The sequence below is a fragment of the Klebsiella michiganensis genome, assembly GCF_002925905.1.
GTDB classification, from domain to species: domain Bacteria; phylum Pseudomonadota; class Gammaproteobacteria; order Enterobacterales; family Enterobacteriaceae; genus Klebsiella; species Klebsiella michiganensis.
This window is the reverse complement of the sequence record NZ_PRDB01000008.1, coordinates 188120-202965: the sequence shown is the minus strand read 5'-3', so window position 1 is coordinate 202965 and position 14846 is coordinate 188120. Positions and strand designations below refer to the sequence as shown.

Here is a 14846-nt window from a genome sequence, read left to right as displayed (position 1 = left end):
TTCAGGCTTAGGTGAGGATTCAGAAAGACGAAGCCCCAGGAGATGTTCCCATCAACCTGAGGCTCACGATCCAACCCTAGCACGTTGGATAGTAGCCTCTTCTTCGCATGGAGGCAACGAGATGCTGACAAAATACGCCCTGGTGGCAATCATCGTGCTGTGTCTGACAGCGCTGGGATTGACGTTAATGGTGCGCGATTCGCTGTGCGAGCTGAGCATCAAAGAACGTAGTATGGAGTTCAAGGCCGTTCTCGCTTACGAAACGAAGAAGTAGCCGGTATGCGGGGAGCTATCCCCGCTTATCCGCAGGCTGGGTAAGGAACCTTAAGGCACCTTTTTTCTGCTTATGGGGGCAGGATGGACGGCGAGAGAACATCGACCGGTTAAAACAATCGCGCCGCCACCCTGCATACTGCTTCGCTGACGTTAACCTCACCCTTACCGGCATTTTTCTAAGCTAAATCCGTTCTACCAGCAGACAAAACCACCATCAACCACCAGGTCAACGCCGGTGCAGAACGAGGCGGCATCGCTGGAGAGGAACAGCGCCGGGCCGGCCATCTCCTCAACCTTCGCCATGCGCTGGATCGGCGTCTGGCTTTCGAATTCGCGGGTCTGATGAACCATCTCAGGGCGGGTGTTCATCGGCGTGGCGGTATAGCCGGGGCTGATGGAGTTGACCCGAATCCCTTTGCCGATCCACTCCATCGCCAGGCTTTTTGACAGGTGGATAACGCCCGCTTTAGAGCAGTTGTAGTGCGCCTGATCGAGACCGCGGTTAACAATAATGCCGGACATCGAGGCGATATTAATAATCGAACCGCCGCCCGTTTCCTGCATCAGTTCGGCTTCCGCTTTGCAGGAGTTCCACACGCCGGTCAGGTTAATATCGATAACCCGCTGCCACTGCTCGGTTTCCATCTCCAGCGCCGGATTGGCGTTGGCAATCCCGGCGGCGTTGACGGCTATATCGAGGCGGCCAAAGCGGCTTTTCGCTAATGCCACGCCGGCGCGTAGGTCGCTAAGCTGGCGCACATCGCCGGTGTAGTAGCAGGCCTCTCCGCCGATGGCTTCAATATTTTTGACGGTTTCGGCGAGGCCGCCATCTTCGCGGAGATCGAAGCAGACGACCCGAGCCCCCGCGCTGGCGAGCCCGTAAGCAATCATCTGGCCGATGCCGCTGCCCGCGCCGGTGACAAAGGCCACGCGGTCCTGCAGGTTAAACAGCTGTTGGGCAAAATCTTTTGCGATCATAGTCATTTCTCTCTAAAAAATATTCTTTAGCATGCCCGGTGTTGGCGTTCCCGGAGGCGGCGCGTTGCGCCTGTCCGGGCTACGGGGCTTGTGCCGTCGGGTAGCCCGGACAGGTGCGCAGCACCGCCTCCGGGACATGATTTGTGTAGCCTGACCTGAAAAATGCCAGGCTGGCGGCATTACGACATAATCAAGCCGCCATCGATATTGATGGTCTGCCCGGTGAGGTAGCGCGCATCGTCGGAGGCGAGAAACGCCACCAGCCCGGCAACGTCTTCCGGTTTGCCGGCGCGCTTCATCGGAATGCCTTCGACCCACTCCGCCATCAGCTCGCCTTTATCGTAGCGCTTCTGCTCGGTGCTGAGGATTTCGCCCCAGACGCGGTCGTTGTAGTCCCACATCTCGCTTTCGATAATGCCCGGACAGAAGGCGTTAACGGTGATATTCCACGGCGCCAGCTCGTGCGCCAGGCTTTGGGTGATGCCGATCACGCCCATTTTGCTGGCGGCATAGTGCGGGGTGTAGATAAAGCCCTGACGACCCTGGCCGGAAGAGGTGTTGATCAGGCTGCCGTGGTTCTGCTTGACCATATATTTGGCGGCTTCGCGGCAGCACAGCCAGACGCCGGTGGTGTTAACGGCGAGCACTTTTTCAAAGTCGGCTTTCGGCATGCGATCGTAATAGTCGATGGTGATCACGCCTGCGTTCTGGATAGAGACGTCGATGGTGCCGAAACGCGCTGCCGCCTGCTCGTACAGCGACTGCACCTGCGCTTCGTCGGTCACATCAACCTGTAACGACAGGATGTCGGCCTGGTAGCGCTGGCGGAGGGTTTCCGCCGTTTCGTGGACGCGCTCGGCGTTAGAGACCATCACCAGATTCGCGCCGTCGCGCGCAAAGCGCTCGGCAATACCGGCACCAATTCCGCGGCAGGCGCCGGTGATAACAACCGTTTTGTTCTGGAAATTTCTTTGCATGTTTTTCATCCCTTATTGAAGCCGGACGGCAGTGCGTCCGGCGGGGTAATAAATAGGTGATTAACTGGTGGCGCCTGCCGCCGCCAGCTTCTCCTCATGGCGGCGCATCAGGATGACTTTGTTCTGCAGTTTCTGCTGGAACTGGTCGACGACGACGGCGGTGACGATAACCACCCCCTTAATGACCATCTGCCAGAAATCGCTGACCCGCATCATCACCATGCCGTCGGCGAGGAAGACGATGACGAACGCGCCAATGATTGATCCGGTCACCCGGCCGCGACCGCCCGCCAGCGCGGTTCCGCCGAGCACGGTGGCGCCAATGGCGTCCATTTCGAACATATTGCCGGTCATCGGGTGCGCGGTTTGCAGCTGCGAGGCGACGATAAGGCCGACGAACGCTGAGCACAGGCCGGAGAAGGCGTAAACGAAGATTTTTGCCTTGACGATAGGCACGCCTGCCAGGCGTGCGGCGGATTCGTTACCGCCGATAGCGTAGATATAGCGGCCCAGCGGGGTTTTGGTGGTCAGCCAGTAGCCCAGCAGCAGGAAGCCGATCATCAGCCAGATTGGCAGATAGATGCCCAACAGCGTCCCGGATCCCAGGGTGGAGAAACCGGTGTTGCCCAGCGCTTCCATGCCGTTGAGGTTGGGGTAGGTGCTGCCGTCGTTGAACAGCAGCGCCGAGCCTCTGGCGACATACATCATGCCCAGGGTGCAGATAAAGGGCGCGACGCCGAAGCGGGTGATGACCGCGCCGTTAACGAAGCCAACCAGCACGCCGAAGAGCGCCACGCAGAGGATCACTTCCGGTACGTTGAAGAAGATAACGCTGCCGTTCCATAAGGGCAGGCCGTTGGTTAACAGCGCTCCGGCCACCATGCCGCAGATGCCGGCCACGGCGCCGACGGAGAGGTCGATACCGCCCGTCAGGATAACCAGCGTCATGCCGATGGCCAGCAGGCCGGTGATGGCCACGTGCTGGGTCATAATCAGCAGGTTAGATGTGGTCAGGAAATTCGGTACCATCACGCTGAAGAACGCGATAACCAGCAGCAGAGCGATGAACGTTCTGGCCTTCAGCAGGTACATATAAATCATATATTTCTGGTTCATGATGGGTTCCAGCCTGATTAATCTTGAGGTGTTGAAGCCGCGATTAATTTTTCGCGGGTCACCGCATGACGCGGTAAATCGGCGGTAATCCGACCGTCGGCCATGACCAGGATGCGATCCGCCAGCGCCATCACTTCATCCAGCTCCGATGAAGAGAACATCACTGCCAGACCCTGCTGGGCCATTTTGCCGATCAGATGATAAACGTCGGTTTTCGCGCCGACGTCGATACCGCGAGTGGGCTCATCGAGAAACACCACCTCCGGCTTCGTCATCAACGCCTTGCCGAGCACCACCTTTTGTTGGTTGCCGCCGCTGAGCGAGGTGACAGGCAGATCGGGGTCGCTCACCTTGATTGCCAGTTCGCGAATCATCTCTTTGACGCAGGCGATTTCTTTCTGCGGATTCAGCCATTTCCACGCCCGGCGAAATCCCTGCAGGCTGAAATCGGATAAGGTCATATTCGATTGAATCGACATCATCTGCACCACGCCTTCTCCCTGACGGTCTTCAGGCACCAGCGCCAGCCCTTTTTTCAGCCGCGCCTGGAACGGGGCCTTTTCGATATTTTCGCCGTTGAGATGGACGTTACCGCTCTGGCAGGGCATCAGGCCGACCAGGCCTTTAAACAGCTCCGTGCGTCCGGCGCCGAGCAGGCCGTAGATGCCGATCACTTCTCCCTTACTTAAGGTAAAGGTCACATCGTTGAGCTTATAGCCGCCGCTGGGGTGCAGCGCCGTCAGACCTTCAACGGCAAGGACCGCTTCGCCTTTCGGCGCCGGCCGGTAGTCGAAATGTTTTTTCTTATCGCCGACTATCTGTTCGATAATCCACGGAATACTGGCGTCGCTGACCTCGCGCTCGCTGATAAAGCGCCCGTCGCGGAAAATAGTGATGTGGTCGCCAATTTCCATCAGCTCTTCCAGACGGTGGGAAATATAGATAATGGTGACGCCGCGGCGTTTAAGCTGTTCGATCACGTTAAACAGGATTTTGACTTCCGACTGGCTGAGCGCGGAAGTGGGTTCATCCATAATTAATACCCGGGTGTCCTTAGAAAGCGCTCGCGCAATTTCCACCAGCTGCTGATGGCCAATGCCTAATTCGCCAAGCTGGGTGTAGGGATCGACATTCAGCTCCAGTCTTTCCAGTAATGATTTGGCTAACTCATATTGATATTTTTCGTTAATCTTCCCTTTTTGAAAGAATTCGTTAGCCATAAAAATATTATCCATGACGTTCATATTCGGGAATAAATTTAATTCCTGAAAAATGATGCTGATTCCCTGCTTTTCAGCCTGGTGCGTCGAGCTAAGGGTCACCGGGGCGCCATCAAGAATGATTTGACCGGAAGAGGGTGTTTCAACGCCAGCAAGCATTTTCATCATGGTGGATTTACCCGCACCATTTTCACCGATCAGAACGTTTACTTTATTTCGATAGACCCGGTAATTCACGCTATCTAAGGCGACAACGCCCGGATAAACGCGAGATAATTCGCGAGTTTCGATAATAACTTCAGAGTCGACTGGTTGGGAATTGACGAGTTCTTGCCGCTGCATGTTATTGCCCTCCCAAACGAACAATTTTGGCTGGCGTAATATCAGGCATGGTCTGCGGAATATCCCAGGCCGAGAACACGCCGTACACCTGTACCGCTTCGCCGGTTTTCACCTGCGCCGTCTGGATCATCTTGACCGCATGTTCGTTAATCGCCCGGCTATATTCGCCAAACAGCACCTGATCGTTAAAGTCCTGATAGCTGGCGCCCTGATAGCCGTCGCGTAATAATGTGCCGCGCAGCGTTGGGCCAATTTGCACCACCACGTTGCCGCCGCTGATATCCTGAATCGTCATTTTTCCGCTGCGCGAAGCGGAATCAATTTTACTGATATTGCCTTCGACTTTGACGTAAAACACGCAGGGGTTTTCGTCCTGAGCGCGATAGCCTAAGGTTTTGCAGGCGCTATCGATATCTTTCGCCGCGCGCAGGGCGGTCATCAGCTCGGCAACGGGGCGGGCTTTAGCCACAACCTGGGGAACCAGCTGGTCTTGCCATGTCCGATCGATATCCGCCATATGCGGGTTGGGCGGAGATTTAAGATCGGCCAGCTCCTGCTGAGAGACGATACGACAGCCCCCGAGCGCAAGAATAACCAGCGTCAGCGAGATTTTTTTATACATAATACGCTCCTGTGCGCCCCGGACGGGGCGCAACAACCCGAAATCAGGATTTGATATTGAAGTCCTGCACTTTGTCTGCATTGTCCTGAGTAATCAGAATGCCGCGGAACATCACGCGCTGCTTGGCCGGTTTTTCACCTTTTTGCAGGTAGTTATCGAGGTCGGTCACCCCCTGAGCGGCGATGGCCTGCGCCTGAAGCATCACGGTGGCCTGCAGGGTGCCGGCTTTTACCGCGTCGCGCTCATCGTTGCTGCCATCGATACCGACCACCACCACATCGTTACGATTCGCGGCTTTCAGCGCGGCAATGGCGCCGAGGGCCACAGGACCGTTGCCGCAAATCACGCCTTTCACGTCGGGGTGCGCCTGCAGAATACTGTCCATAATGCGCTTGCCGTCGATTAACGTGCCTTTCGCGTCCTGCTTAGCGACGCTGACCATATCCGGGTACTGGTCAATCACCTGGTGGAAAGATTTAGAGCGGGTCACGCAGTTATTATCCGCAAGGTTACAGGTCAGTTCGGCATATTTGCCTTTCTCCGCCATTTTCTCGACAAATACGTTGGCGACTTCAGAACCGGCCTGGAAGTTATTATGGGTAATTTGCTCCAGCGCGATATCATCGACAGGAATTTCGCGGTTAATTAAAACCACCGGAATACCCGCTTTCTTCGCTTTTTCAATGGCGGCGACGCTGGCGGTGGAGTCGGCGTTATCCAGAATAATACCCTGAACTTTTTTACCGATGGCGGTATCGATCAGCTCATTCTGTTTTTTGACATCTTCACCATGCGACAAAATGGTGGTCTGGTAGCCCAGCTCTTTGGCTTTTTCGCTAGCGCCCTTGGCTTCAGAGGCGTAATAGGGGTTATCCAGCGAGTTAACCATGATCATGATGGTGCCTTTTTCTGCCGCCTGGGCAGCGAAAGAAAAGGCGGTCAGGGTAGCAGCGGTTAAAAGCGTTAAACGTAATTTCATGACAATTTTCTCTCTTGGTTGTTATTGTCGGGTACGGTGAAACAACGTAAGGCCTGTAAATCGAGTTTATGGGCCGGGGGTCTCCTTTTGTTGATGATTAAGAGCCTATCCATTAGGGCTATTTTACTGGCCATTTTGAACCAGGGCAGTGCTCAGAATCCTCACGTACTACGTGTACGCTCCGGTTCTTCCGCGCTGTCCGTGTTCAAACTGCCTGCGCCAATAACGCCTACTGGGATAGGCTCTAAGGTGCGTCACGCGTTCGATTCCCTGGTGGGCGTCAGGCGGACGTTGCCGGTTTCCATAATGTTCTGTTCACCGCATGGCGCCACTCCTGCCATCTTTTCTGCAGGCGCTGGTGGCGGGCCATATCGGGGATAAATTCGCTGTGTTCGGTTAAAAACGCGTTCAGGTCGGTCACCGATCCGGGATTCAGGGCTTTGCGCGCGAGCAGGGCCGCGCCAATCGCCGACAGCTCGGCAACGTCGCTGCGCATCACCGGACAGCCGAGCAGGTCAGCCTGATACTGCATTAGCCAGTCGTTCCTGGTTGGGCCGCCGTCGACCATCAGCGCCGTTAAGTGGAAGTCGTCCTGCTGGCGCATCGCCACCACCACATCGGCGATTTGATAGGTAATGGATTCCAGCGCGGCGCGAATCAGATGGGCGCGCTTGACACCGCGGCTCAGGCCGCAAATCACGCCGCGGGCGCTGTCATCCCACCACGGGGCTCCCAGGCCGGTTAACGCTGGCACAAAATAGACGCCCAGCGTGGAGTCCACGGAGGCGGGCAGGGTGTTGAGTTCATGCGCCAGTTCGGCATCGGAAAGTTCGCTCAGACCGGTGCTGTCCGCCATCCACGCCACGGCATCGCCGGTATGCGGAATATTACCTTCGAGTCCGTAGGTGATGCTGTCGCCGTCGTGCCAGGCGATGGTGGTGGCCAGCGCGTCGATATCGCACTGTGCGGATTTTACCGGCGCCATCACCGATGACCCCGTACCGTAGGTGGCTTTCACGCAGCCGAGTTCACCCAGCGCGTGGCCAAACAGCGCGGCGTGGGAATCCCCGACCATCGCCATTACGGGAATACCGTCAGGGATAGCGTTCAACCCCCGGGTATAGCCAAACAATCCGCTGGAGGGCTTGATCTCCGGCAGCGCGGCGCGCGGGATCTGGAACAGCGCCAGCATGTTGTCATCCCACTGGCCGGTTTGCAGGTTCAGCAGCTGGGTACGCGCGGCATTGGAGTAATCGCAGCAGAACGCCTCGCCCTGGGTTAAGTTCCACAGCAGCCAGCTGTCGATAGTGCCGAGGCAGATTTCTCCGCGCTCAGCCAGCGCGCGCCCCTCAGGAAGAGATTCCAGCAGCCAGCGCATTTTCGAGGCCGAAAACAGAGGCGCAATCGGCAGGCCGGTCACGGCCTTGATTTGCCGCTCTTTGTCGCTGTGGCGCAGTTCATCGCAAAACGCGGCGCTGCGACTGCACTGCCAGGTGATCGCGGCGTTGATTGGCTTACCGCTCTGGCGATACCAGCCGATCGCGGTCTCGCGCTGGTTACTGATGGCTAATGCCGCGACATTTTCTGCGCCAATGTGCGCTACCGCTTGCGCGATAACCGCCAGCGAAGCGTCAACCAGGACTTCTCCCGACTGCTCGACCCAGCCTTCACGCGGCGTCTGGATCGCCAGCGGCTGAGAGAATTTCACCACGACCTGGCCGCGGCTATCGAGTACGACGGCTTTGGCATTGGTGGTGCCTTCGTCCAGCGCAATGATGAACTCTTTACGTGTTGCCTGCATTAGGTAGTCTCCTGAGTCACACTTCGTCCTGGCGCGGAGGGGGAAGTCGGCATTCCTCTTTATCGCATTGCTTCTTAGCAGGCCATGATGTGACAATTCGTTTTCACTTTTTTAATCACTGAATATATATTCGATAGTGATTATTTATTTGTTACCTTAGCCAGAAACTTCCCGTCGGGCTACAGGAAAAGTTATCAATTGTGCTGGCAATCACACTTATCCGTTTGGTGAAGCTTCCGGATGTCGGGGGAAAAGAGCGCGGTTTTCTGGTTATATACGATTGAAATATAAAAATTTATTGGCGAAGCCTTTACGCCTGAAGGAAAGCGTAAAGGCTGTGGGAAAGTGTTTGAGTGAGGAAATTACCCGGCGATAAGCAGCCTGGCCGTTGGATAATCGGTGATCAGAACATCGATATAACCGCCTGAAAGCGCGCCTTTGATAGCCGCTACCTTCTCGCTGCCGCCGGCAAGGGCCACCACGTTAGGGCACTTCTTCACTTTCTCCAGCGCCATGCCGATCACAGGATCTTCATCATCGCGTAACACCGCCTTGCCGTTTTTATCGTAGTAGTGCAGGCAAATGTCACCCACGGCGCCGCGTTCCGCCAGCACCTGCAGCATATCTTCGTGATAGTAGTTACCGGACGTTTTGAGCAGCTGCGAAGGTTCAAGGATGCCAATCCCGACGATGGCGATATCGACTTCGTCGAAGCGCGCAATCACATCGGCGACATCTTTGCTGGCCACGAGGCGATTTTTCTCCTCCGTAGAACCTTCGATGCTCTGGGAAGGGAGCAGCCAGGCTTCACAGTTCAGACGCTGCGCCAGGGTCTGGGTCAGGATGGTCGCCTGCACGTTACCGTTAGGACCCACGCCGCCGAGCAGTTGAATCACGCCGTTGGCCTTCAGGTTTTGCGCGTGAACCTCATCAACCATTGCGCGGATAGTCGAACTCCACGACGAGACGCCAATCAGATCTTTCGGCCGCAATCGCGTTTCCAGATAGTGGGCCGCGGCGGATCCAATGGCGCGCTTGATAGTGTGATCGCTGGCGTCCTCTTCGGTATCCACGACGATGGCCTGTTTAATTCCGTAGCGATCCTCGAGGCCTTTTTCAAGATTGAGGAAAATATTCGATGGCTGAACAACGCTGATTTTGACCACGCCTTCTTTTTGGCAGCGGGCGATCGCTCGGGAGATAAATGACTGAGAAAGCGAGAGAAGTTGAGCGATATCGGACTGCTTTCGTCCTTCAAGATAGTAGAGCGTGGCAATCTTAACTAATAGCCGTTGTTCATCCTGCTTAGCCATATATTTCCCCGAAAATCATTTACGTGCAGCCATTATGTTAGAGCTCATTATCATACGCGAAAAGAAAAGACAGTTAAGTGTGATGGATATCTAACTTTCGCCAATCCTCAAAATCAGCTATGGACAAAAACAGAACAGTAGCCGCATAATTGAATAAAGAGTCGTTAGTGAATATATATTCATGGCGATTTCAGGTCAACTGAAAAGTGCCCGGGTGACGTCACGCCCGGTGGTAAGGAGGCAGAATGTTCCTGAGTATGATGCAGCGGCGTAAGCCTTACGATGCGTTGCCTGGGGATGTCTGGTTTTTTTAGTCCCTGACGGAATAAATATTCCAAGTTGAAAATAAATTCAGAGGTATTAAATGAATCCCTATAGCTATGATGTCCAGGCCCTTGAGCGTAAAGCCCGCGCCGTACGTCGCCATATCGTCAGATTGAACGCCAACAGCCCTGCGGGCGGGCACACCGGCGCCGACCTGTCGCAGGTTGAACTGCTCACCGCGCTCTATTTCCGCATTCTAAACGTCGCGCCGGAGCGTCTGGCTGACGACCAGCGCGATATCTACATCCAGTCGAAAGGCCATGCGGTGGGCTGCTACTACTGCGTGCTGGCCGAGGCGGGCTTCTTTCCGGTTGAGTGGCTGGAAACCTATCAGCATGCGAACTCCCATCTTCCGGGTCACCCGGTGCGCCAGAAAACGCCGGGGATTGAGCTCAACACCGGCGCGCTGGGCCACGGTTTGCCTGTTGCGGTGGGGCTGGCGCTGGCTGCGAAAAAAAGCAACAGCTCCCGCCGCATTTTTTTAATTACCGGCGATGGCGAGCTGGCGGAAGGCAGCAACTGGGAAGCGGCGCTGGCCGCTGCGCACTACGGCCTTGATAATCTCATCATTATTAATGACAAGAACAATCTCCAGCTGGCGGGTCCGACGCGCGAAATCATGAATACCGATCCGCTGGCTGATAAATGGAAGGCCTTCGGGATGACGGTCACCGAATGCCAGGGCAACGACATGGCGTCGGTAGTGGCGACCCTGGAAGGGCTGAAGCAGGAAGGTAAACCGAACGTCGTTATCGCCAACACCACGAAAGGTGCCGGTATTTCCTTTATCCAGGGGCGCCCGGAGTGGCACCACCGGGTACCGAAAGGCGAAGAAATTGCACTGGCACTGGAGGAACTGAAAGATGAGTAATGCAGAACACCTGGCGAGCGTGATGGTTCAGGCCTTTATTGATGCGGTCGACCGCGGCGTCGATCTGGTGCCGGTGGTGGCTGACTCCACGTCAACGGCCAAAATCGCGCCGTTTATTAAACAGTTCCCCGGGCGTCTGGTGAACGTGGGTATCGCCGAGCAGAGCATGGTCGGGACGGCGGCGGGTCTGGCGCTGGGGGGCAAAGTGGCGGTCACCTGTAACGCCGCGCCGTTCCTGATTTCCCGCGCCAATGAGCAGATTAAAGTCGACGTTTGCTATAACAACACCAACGTTAAGCTATTTGGCCTTAACGCCGGCGCCAGCTACGGCCCGCTGGCCAGCACCCATCACGCGATTGACGATCTGGCGGTGATGCGCGGCTTCGGTAATATCCAGATTTTCGCTCCGTCTTCGCCGCGCGAATGTCGGCAGATTATCGATTACGCCATCGGCTATCAGGGGCCGGTCTATATTCGCCTCGACGGCAAGGCGCTGCCGGAGCTGCACGATGAAAGCTATCGCTTTGTGCCGGGAGCAGTCGTTACGCTGCGGGAAGGCGAGGATATCGCGCTGGTGGCCACCGGCTCGACGGTGCATGAAATCGTCGATGCCGCGCAGAGGCTGGCCGATGCGGGGATTCAGGCCAAAGTGGTGAGCGTGCCGTCCATTCGCCCTTGCGATACCGCCGCGCTGCTGGCGGCCCTGAAGCCGTGCAAAGCGGTGATAACGGTGGAGGAGCATAACGTCAACGGCGGCTTGGGGAGCCTGGTGGCGGAAGTGCTGGCCGAAGCCGGCGCGGGAATCCCGCTCAAACGTCTGGGGATCCCGGATGGCGAGTATGCGGCGGCGGCAGACCGCGGCTGGCTGCGCAAACACCACGGCTTCGATGCCGCTTCCGTCGCCGGGCTGGCGCAGAAAATGCGCTGACTTTACGCCGGCTTAAACCGATAACCCGCGCGGTCTGCCGCGCGGGTTTTGTTTTTTACGATGCGCAGAGCGTGATGACGTAGTCACCGGCCTTAATCCATTGCAGCCGATACTCCCCGGCGGAGAGCCGAAGAAGCAGATTTCCTTCCTTTATATACGTCACCTCAAAATCGCTGAAACCCACGCCGTTCTGTATTTCGGGCGGGCTGGCCTTAAATGCGCTCTCTTTTGCCGAAAACGCCAGCGTCAGCGCCAGCGCCGACGGCAGGCCGCTGGCGTCCAGCAGGCTTTTTTCCGCGCTATTGACGATGCTGCTTTCCAGCTCGGCCGCGAGGGCGGGAGACAGGATGCGCTCAATATCAACGCCGACCGGCCCGGCGGAGACAACCGCCAGCGCGCTGCGTTCGCAGTGGCTGATGCTGCCATACCACGGCGCGGGCCACAGGGGCTGGCGCCGATCGCCAACGGCAGGCACCTCTTTTTCACCGACTTCCCGCAGCGCGTAAACCGCGGCGATACGCCCCGCGAGGTGCTCGGTCTGCCGCTTGCGGGCGCAGTCGCTTAGCCGGGCATAGTGCGGCAGCCAGAGGAGATCTTCAGGCCGAAAGGTCAATGGGTCGAAATCGACACGCTGCAGCGAGCGATCGGCAAGCTGAATGATAGAACGTTGGGTTTGCATAGGGGGGATGTTAACAGATTCTCCCCGCCGCCCTCTATGGCAAGAGGGCGGGGGGAACGGCCAGACAATCAGAAGTGGGTATTGACGCCCAGATACCAGGTGCGGCCTGATTCGTTATAGGTATTGGCGCCCGCGCCAGCCATATAAGAAACATCGGTCAGGCTACCGGTGGTTTGCGCATTCCCCGCGCGCCAGTGGCGCTTGTCGAAGACGTTATCCACGCCGCCGGTCAGGCTGACGTTTTTGGTCACATCCCAGGTGGCGCTCAGGCCAACGATGCTGTATGGGCTGACTTCATCCGTTTCAGAACCCACCGCGGGCTCACCTTTGTAGTTATATTTCTTCGGCTGCTGCTTGCCGTACCAGGTGAAGGTCGACTGTACGGAAATATCCTGCTGAATCTGCCAGCTCAGGGTGGAGTTCAGGGTATATTCCGGAATAATCGACAGACGATCGCCGGTTTCCTTGTTTTTACTTTGCAGCATATAAGTGATGTTATTGGTCCAGTTCACCGTTTCGCTGACCGGCACGTTCAGGGTGCCTTCCAGACCTTCAACCACCGCTTTAGGCACGTTTTCCCACTGATAGATATCAGTTTTCACTTTACCGTTCGTAGTCTGCGAAATCGGCGCGTAGCCGGCTTCGATTTTATCGCGGTAGTCGTTGCGGAACCAGGTCACCCCCGCCAGCCAGCCGTCGCGTTTAAACTCAAGGCCAATCTCTTTGTTGATGCTGGTTTCGGCTTTCAGGTCATCGTTACCCATCATGTAGCAACCGGTACCGGTGCCGCTGGCGTAGCAGCCCTGGCCTTTGCTATAGAGAATATAGTTCGGGTTGGTTTGGTACAGGCTCGGCGCTTTATAGGCGCGGGCGATGCCCATTTTCAACGTGAAGTCATCCCCCAGCCCCTGAGACAGGTTGAGCGACGGGCTCCAGTTGTTGCCGACGATGGTGTGATGATCGAAACGCAGCGCCGGCGTCAGCATGGTGGTGTCGGTCAGCTCCACGTTGTCTTCGGCAAACAGGGAGAAGATCTCGGCCTTCGAGTATGGGCTACGGCCGGTGCTGTCATAGCCGTCGATATCGCCGCCCATAAAGGTTTGGGTATTTGACGCCAAATCCTTCATCCGCTGCTGGTTCCACTCGGTGCCCAGCGTCAGGTTCTGGTTAAACACCAGATCCAGCGGGATGTTAACTTCGCTGTGCAGCATCACGTCGGCCAGGTCGATATCGCTGAACTGGTTGCTGTTGAAGATACCTTCCGTACCGCCCGCCAGACCTTCGCCTTTACGCGAGTTGCGGGTACGTTCGTACTGGGCCCAGTTGCTGGTGGTCACGCCGTTATCCCAGCCGCCGTTCCAGGTGACGGAGTAAGTCTGGCGATAGAGGCGGTTCGTTTCTTTTCCGTAGTTCTCTTTTACCAGATCGTTGGTATTGGTGTTCTGCGTATCGCCCGCGTAGAGGTTGCCCTGACGGCTGTAGCCGGATTCAAACTCCAGCGACTGCATCGGGGCGAAATCCCAGCGCACGACGCCGTTAATGTTCTTATTTTTAACCCCTTCACGCCCGGCAGGCATGGTATTAGCGTACGCGCCGGTACGCTCTGACTGATGCCCGTCGTTGATATCCCAGGCATCGGCCTGCGTTTTATCGAGGTTGCCCAGCAGGCGGAAGCTGAAATCGCCGCCCAGCGGGCCGCTGAGGCTAAAGTTGGTGCGTTTGGTCGAGCCTTCTTCTTTATGCTCCGGGGCGTTCATGTAGGTGTTCCATGAACCATGCCATTCGCCGTCGCTTTTCTTGGTGATGATATTGACCACGCCGCCCGCCGCGCCGTTGCCGTAGCGCGCGGCCGCCGGGCCGCGAATGACTTCAATACGTTCGATCAGCTCCGGCGGTACCCATGAAGTATCGCCGCGGGTATCGCGCTCGCCGCGCCAGCCCAGACGCACGGAGTTGCGGCTGGTCACGGGCTTGCCGTCAATCAGGATCAGGGTGTTTTCCGGGCCCATGCCGCGAATATCAATCTGGCGATTATTGCCGCGCTGGCCGCTGGTGGAGTTGCCGGTCAGGTTAACGCCGGGCATGGTACGGATAATTTCCGACACGTCACGCGCAGGCGGGCGTTTACGAATTTCATCTGCGGTAATGGTTGAAACGCCGGGCGCCTGCAGGTTCTGCTCGGCGGCGGTGACGACCATGGTTTCATCAGCGGTTGCGGTTTTGCTATCGGAGGCGGTTTCCGCCGCGCTCAGCGGAAACGCAGCCCCGTAGATTCCCAGATTGACCAGCAAGGCCAGGGATTTGATCCTGTTATTCATTGTAATTCCTGCTTTTTGTCGCCACCTTCTCCAAAAGACCCTTCCCAGCGGGAGGAGAGGCGGTATCAATGTTGCCAGTCGAGGGCAAAGGGCGCTCCGTCG

The 14846-nt window shown here is 56.7% G+C and carries 13 protein-coding genes; 3 read left to right on the top strand and 10 right to left on the bottom strand.

The window, feature by feature from the left end; genetic code table 11:
* Positions 1-121 precede the first annotated feature (121 nt).
* Complete coding sequence (locus tag CDA56_RS18030; protein ID WP_004130292.1) at positions 122-274, top strand: Hok/Gef family protein; 153 nt, start codon at positions 122-124, stop codon at positions 272-274.
* Between the two features lie 194 nt (positions 275-468).
* Here the strand turns inward: CDA56_RS18030 and CDA56_RS18025 are convergent, their stop codons facing one another.
* The 8 genes from CDA56_RS18025 to CDA56_RS17990 all read right to left on the bottom strand — a co-directional run bounded on the left by CDA56_RS18025 (position 469) and on the right by CDA56_RS17990 (position 9624).
* Positions 469-1254 (bottom strand): SDR family oxidoreductase, encoded by a 786-nt coding sequence (locus tag CDA56_RS18025; RefSeq protein ID WP_103814590.1) that lies wholly within the window; start codon positions 1252-1254, stop codon positions 469-471.
* Positions 1255-1433: 179 nt separating this feature from the next.
* Entirely contained in the window at positions 1434-2231 is a 798-nt protein-coding gene (locus CDA56_RS18020) for an SDR family oxidoreductase (protein ID WP_103814588.1), read from the bottom strand.
* 60 nt (positions 2232-2291) lie between these two features.
* Entirely contained in the window at positions 2292-3347 is a 1056-nt protein-coding gene (locus CDA56_RS18015) for an ABC transporter permease (protein ID WP_104011387.1), read from the bottom strand.
* A gap of 17 nt (positions 3348-3364) precedes the next feature.
* Positions 3365-4909, bottom strand: a complete 1545-nt coding sequence (locus CDA56_RS18010; protein ID WP_103814586.1) for a sugar ABC transporter ATP-binding protein — start codon at positions 4907-4909, stop codon at positions 3365-3367.
* A gap of 1 nt (position 4910) precedes the next feature.
* Positions 4911-5531: a DUF2291 family protein gene (locus tag CDA56_RS18005; protein WP_014228344.1), complete on the bottom strand. Its 621-nt coding sequence runs from the start codon at positions 5529-5531 to the stop codon at positions 4911-4913.
* 43 nt (positions 5532-5574) lie between these two features.
* Positions 5575-6510, bottom strand: a complete 936-nt coding sequence (locus CDA56_RS18000; RefSeq protein ID WP_004130307.1) for a D-ribose ABC transporter substrate-binding protein — start codon at positions 6508-6510, stop codon at positions 5575-5577.
* Between the two features lie 280 nt (positions 6511-6790).
* Positions 6791-8311 (bottom strand): FGGY family carbohydrate kinase, encoded by a 1521-nt coding sequence (locus CDA56_RS17995; protein WP_025107044.1) that lies wholly within the window; start codon positions 8309-8311, stop codon positions 6791-6793.
* A 362-nt stretch (positions 8312-8673) separates the two neighbouring features.
* Positions 8674-9624 carry a sugar-binding transcriptional regulator gene (locus tag CDA56_RS17990; RefSeq protein ID WP_004848649.1) on the bottom strand — a complete coding sequence of 317 codons (951 nt, stop codon included), beginning with the start codon at positions 9622-9624 and terminating at the stop codon, positions 8674-8676.
* A gap of 364 nt (positions 9625-9988) precedes the next feature.
* On the opposite strand from CDA56_RS17990, the gene CDA56_RS17985 reads away from it, so the two are divergent.
* Both CDA56_RS17985 and CDA56_RS17980 read left to right on the top strand, forming a co-directional pair.
* Positions 9989-10819, top strand: a complete 831-nt coding sequence (locus tag CDA56_RS17985) for a transketolase (protein WP_004848651.1) — start codon at positions 9989-9991, stop codon at positions 10817-10819.
* Positions 10812-11747 carry a transketolase family protein gene (locus CDA56_RS17980; RefSeq protein ID WP_025107043.1) on the top strand — a complete coding sequence of 312 codons (936 nt, stop codon included), beginning with the start codon at positions 10812-10814 and terminating at the stop codon, positions 11745-11747. The genes CDA56_RS17985 and CDA56_RS17980 overlap by 8 nt, the downstream gene beginning before the upstream one ends.
* A gap of 55 nt (positions 11748-11802) precedes the next feature.
* On the opposite strand, the gene entD is transcribed toward CDA56_RS17980, so the two are convergent.
* Entirely contained in the window at positions 11803-12426 is a 624-nt protein-coding gene (gene entD, locus CDA56_RS17975; RefSeq protein ID WP_025107042.1) for an enterobactin synthase subunit EntD, read from the bottom strand.
* Between the two features lie 68 nt (positions 12427-12494).
* Complete coding sequence (locus CDA56_RS17970; protein ID WP_025107041.1) at positions 12495-14744, bottom strand: TonB-dependent siderophore receptor; 2250 nt, start codon at positions 14742-14744, stop codon at positions 12495-12497.
* Positions 14745-14846 lie beyond the last annotated feature (102 nt).

Bases quoted from the DNA above. Each gene is read 5' to 3' on its own strand.
- CDA56_RS18030 (WP_004130292.1), top strand. From the start codon at position 122: ATGCTGACAAAATACGCCCTGGTGGCAATCATCGTGCTGTGTCTGACA.
- CDA56_RS18025 (WP_103814590.1), bottom strand. From the start codon at position 1,254: ATGATCGCAAAAGATTTTGCCCAACAGCTGTTTAACCTGCAGGACCGC.
- CDA56_RS18020 (WP_103814588.1), bottom strand. From the start codon at position 2,231: ATGCAAAGAAATTTCCAGAACAAAACGGTTGTTATCACCGGCGCCTGC.
- CDA56_RS18015 (WP_104011387.1), bottom strand. From the start codon at position 3,347: ATGAACCAGAAATATATGATTTATATGTACCTGCTGAAGGCCAGAACG.
- CDA56_RS18010 (WP_103814586.1), bottom strand. From the start codon at position 4,909: ATGCAGCGGCAAGAACTCGTCAATTCCCAACCAGTCGACTCTGAAGTT.
- CDA56_RS18005 (WP_014228344.1), bottom strand. From the start codon at position 5,531: ATGTATAAAAAAATCTCGCTGACGCTGGTTATTCTTGCGCTCGGGGGC.
- CDA56_RS18000 (WP_004130307.1), bottom strand. From the start codon at position 6,510: ATGAAATTACGTTTAACGCTTTTAACCGCTGCTACCCTGACCGCCTTT.
- CDA56_RS17995 (WP_025107044.1), bottom strand. From the start codon at position 8,311: ATGCAGGCAACACGTAAAGAGTTCATCATTGCGCTGGACGAAGGCACC.
- CDA56_RS17990 (WP_004848649.1), bottom strand. From the start codon at position 9,624: ATGGCTAAGCAGGATGAACAACGGCTATTAGTTAAGATTGCCACGCTC.
- CDA56_RS17985 (WP_004848651.1), top strand. From the start codon at position 9,989: ATGAATCCCTATAGCTATGATGTCCAGGCCCTTGAGCGTAAAGCCCGC.
- CDA56_RS17980 (WP_025107043.1), top strand. From the start codon at position 10,812: ATGAGTAATGCAGAACACCTGGCGAGCGTGATGGTTCAGGCCTTTATT.
- entD (WP_025107042.1), bottom strand. From the start codon at position 12,426: ATGCAAACCCAACGTTCTATCATTCAGCTTGCCGATCGCTCGCTGCAG.
- CDA56_RS17970 (WP_025107041.1), bottom strand. From the start codon at position 14,744: ATGAATAACAGGATCAAATCCCTGGCCTTGCTGGTCAATCTGGGAATC.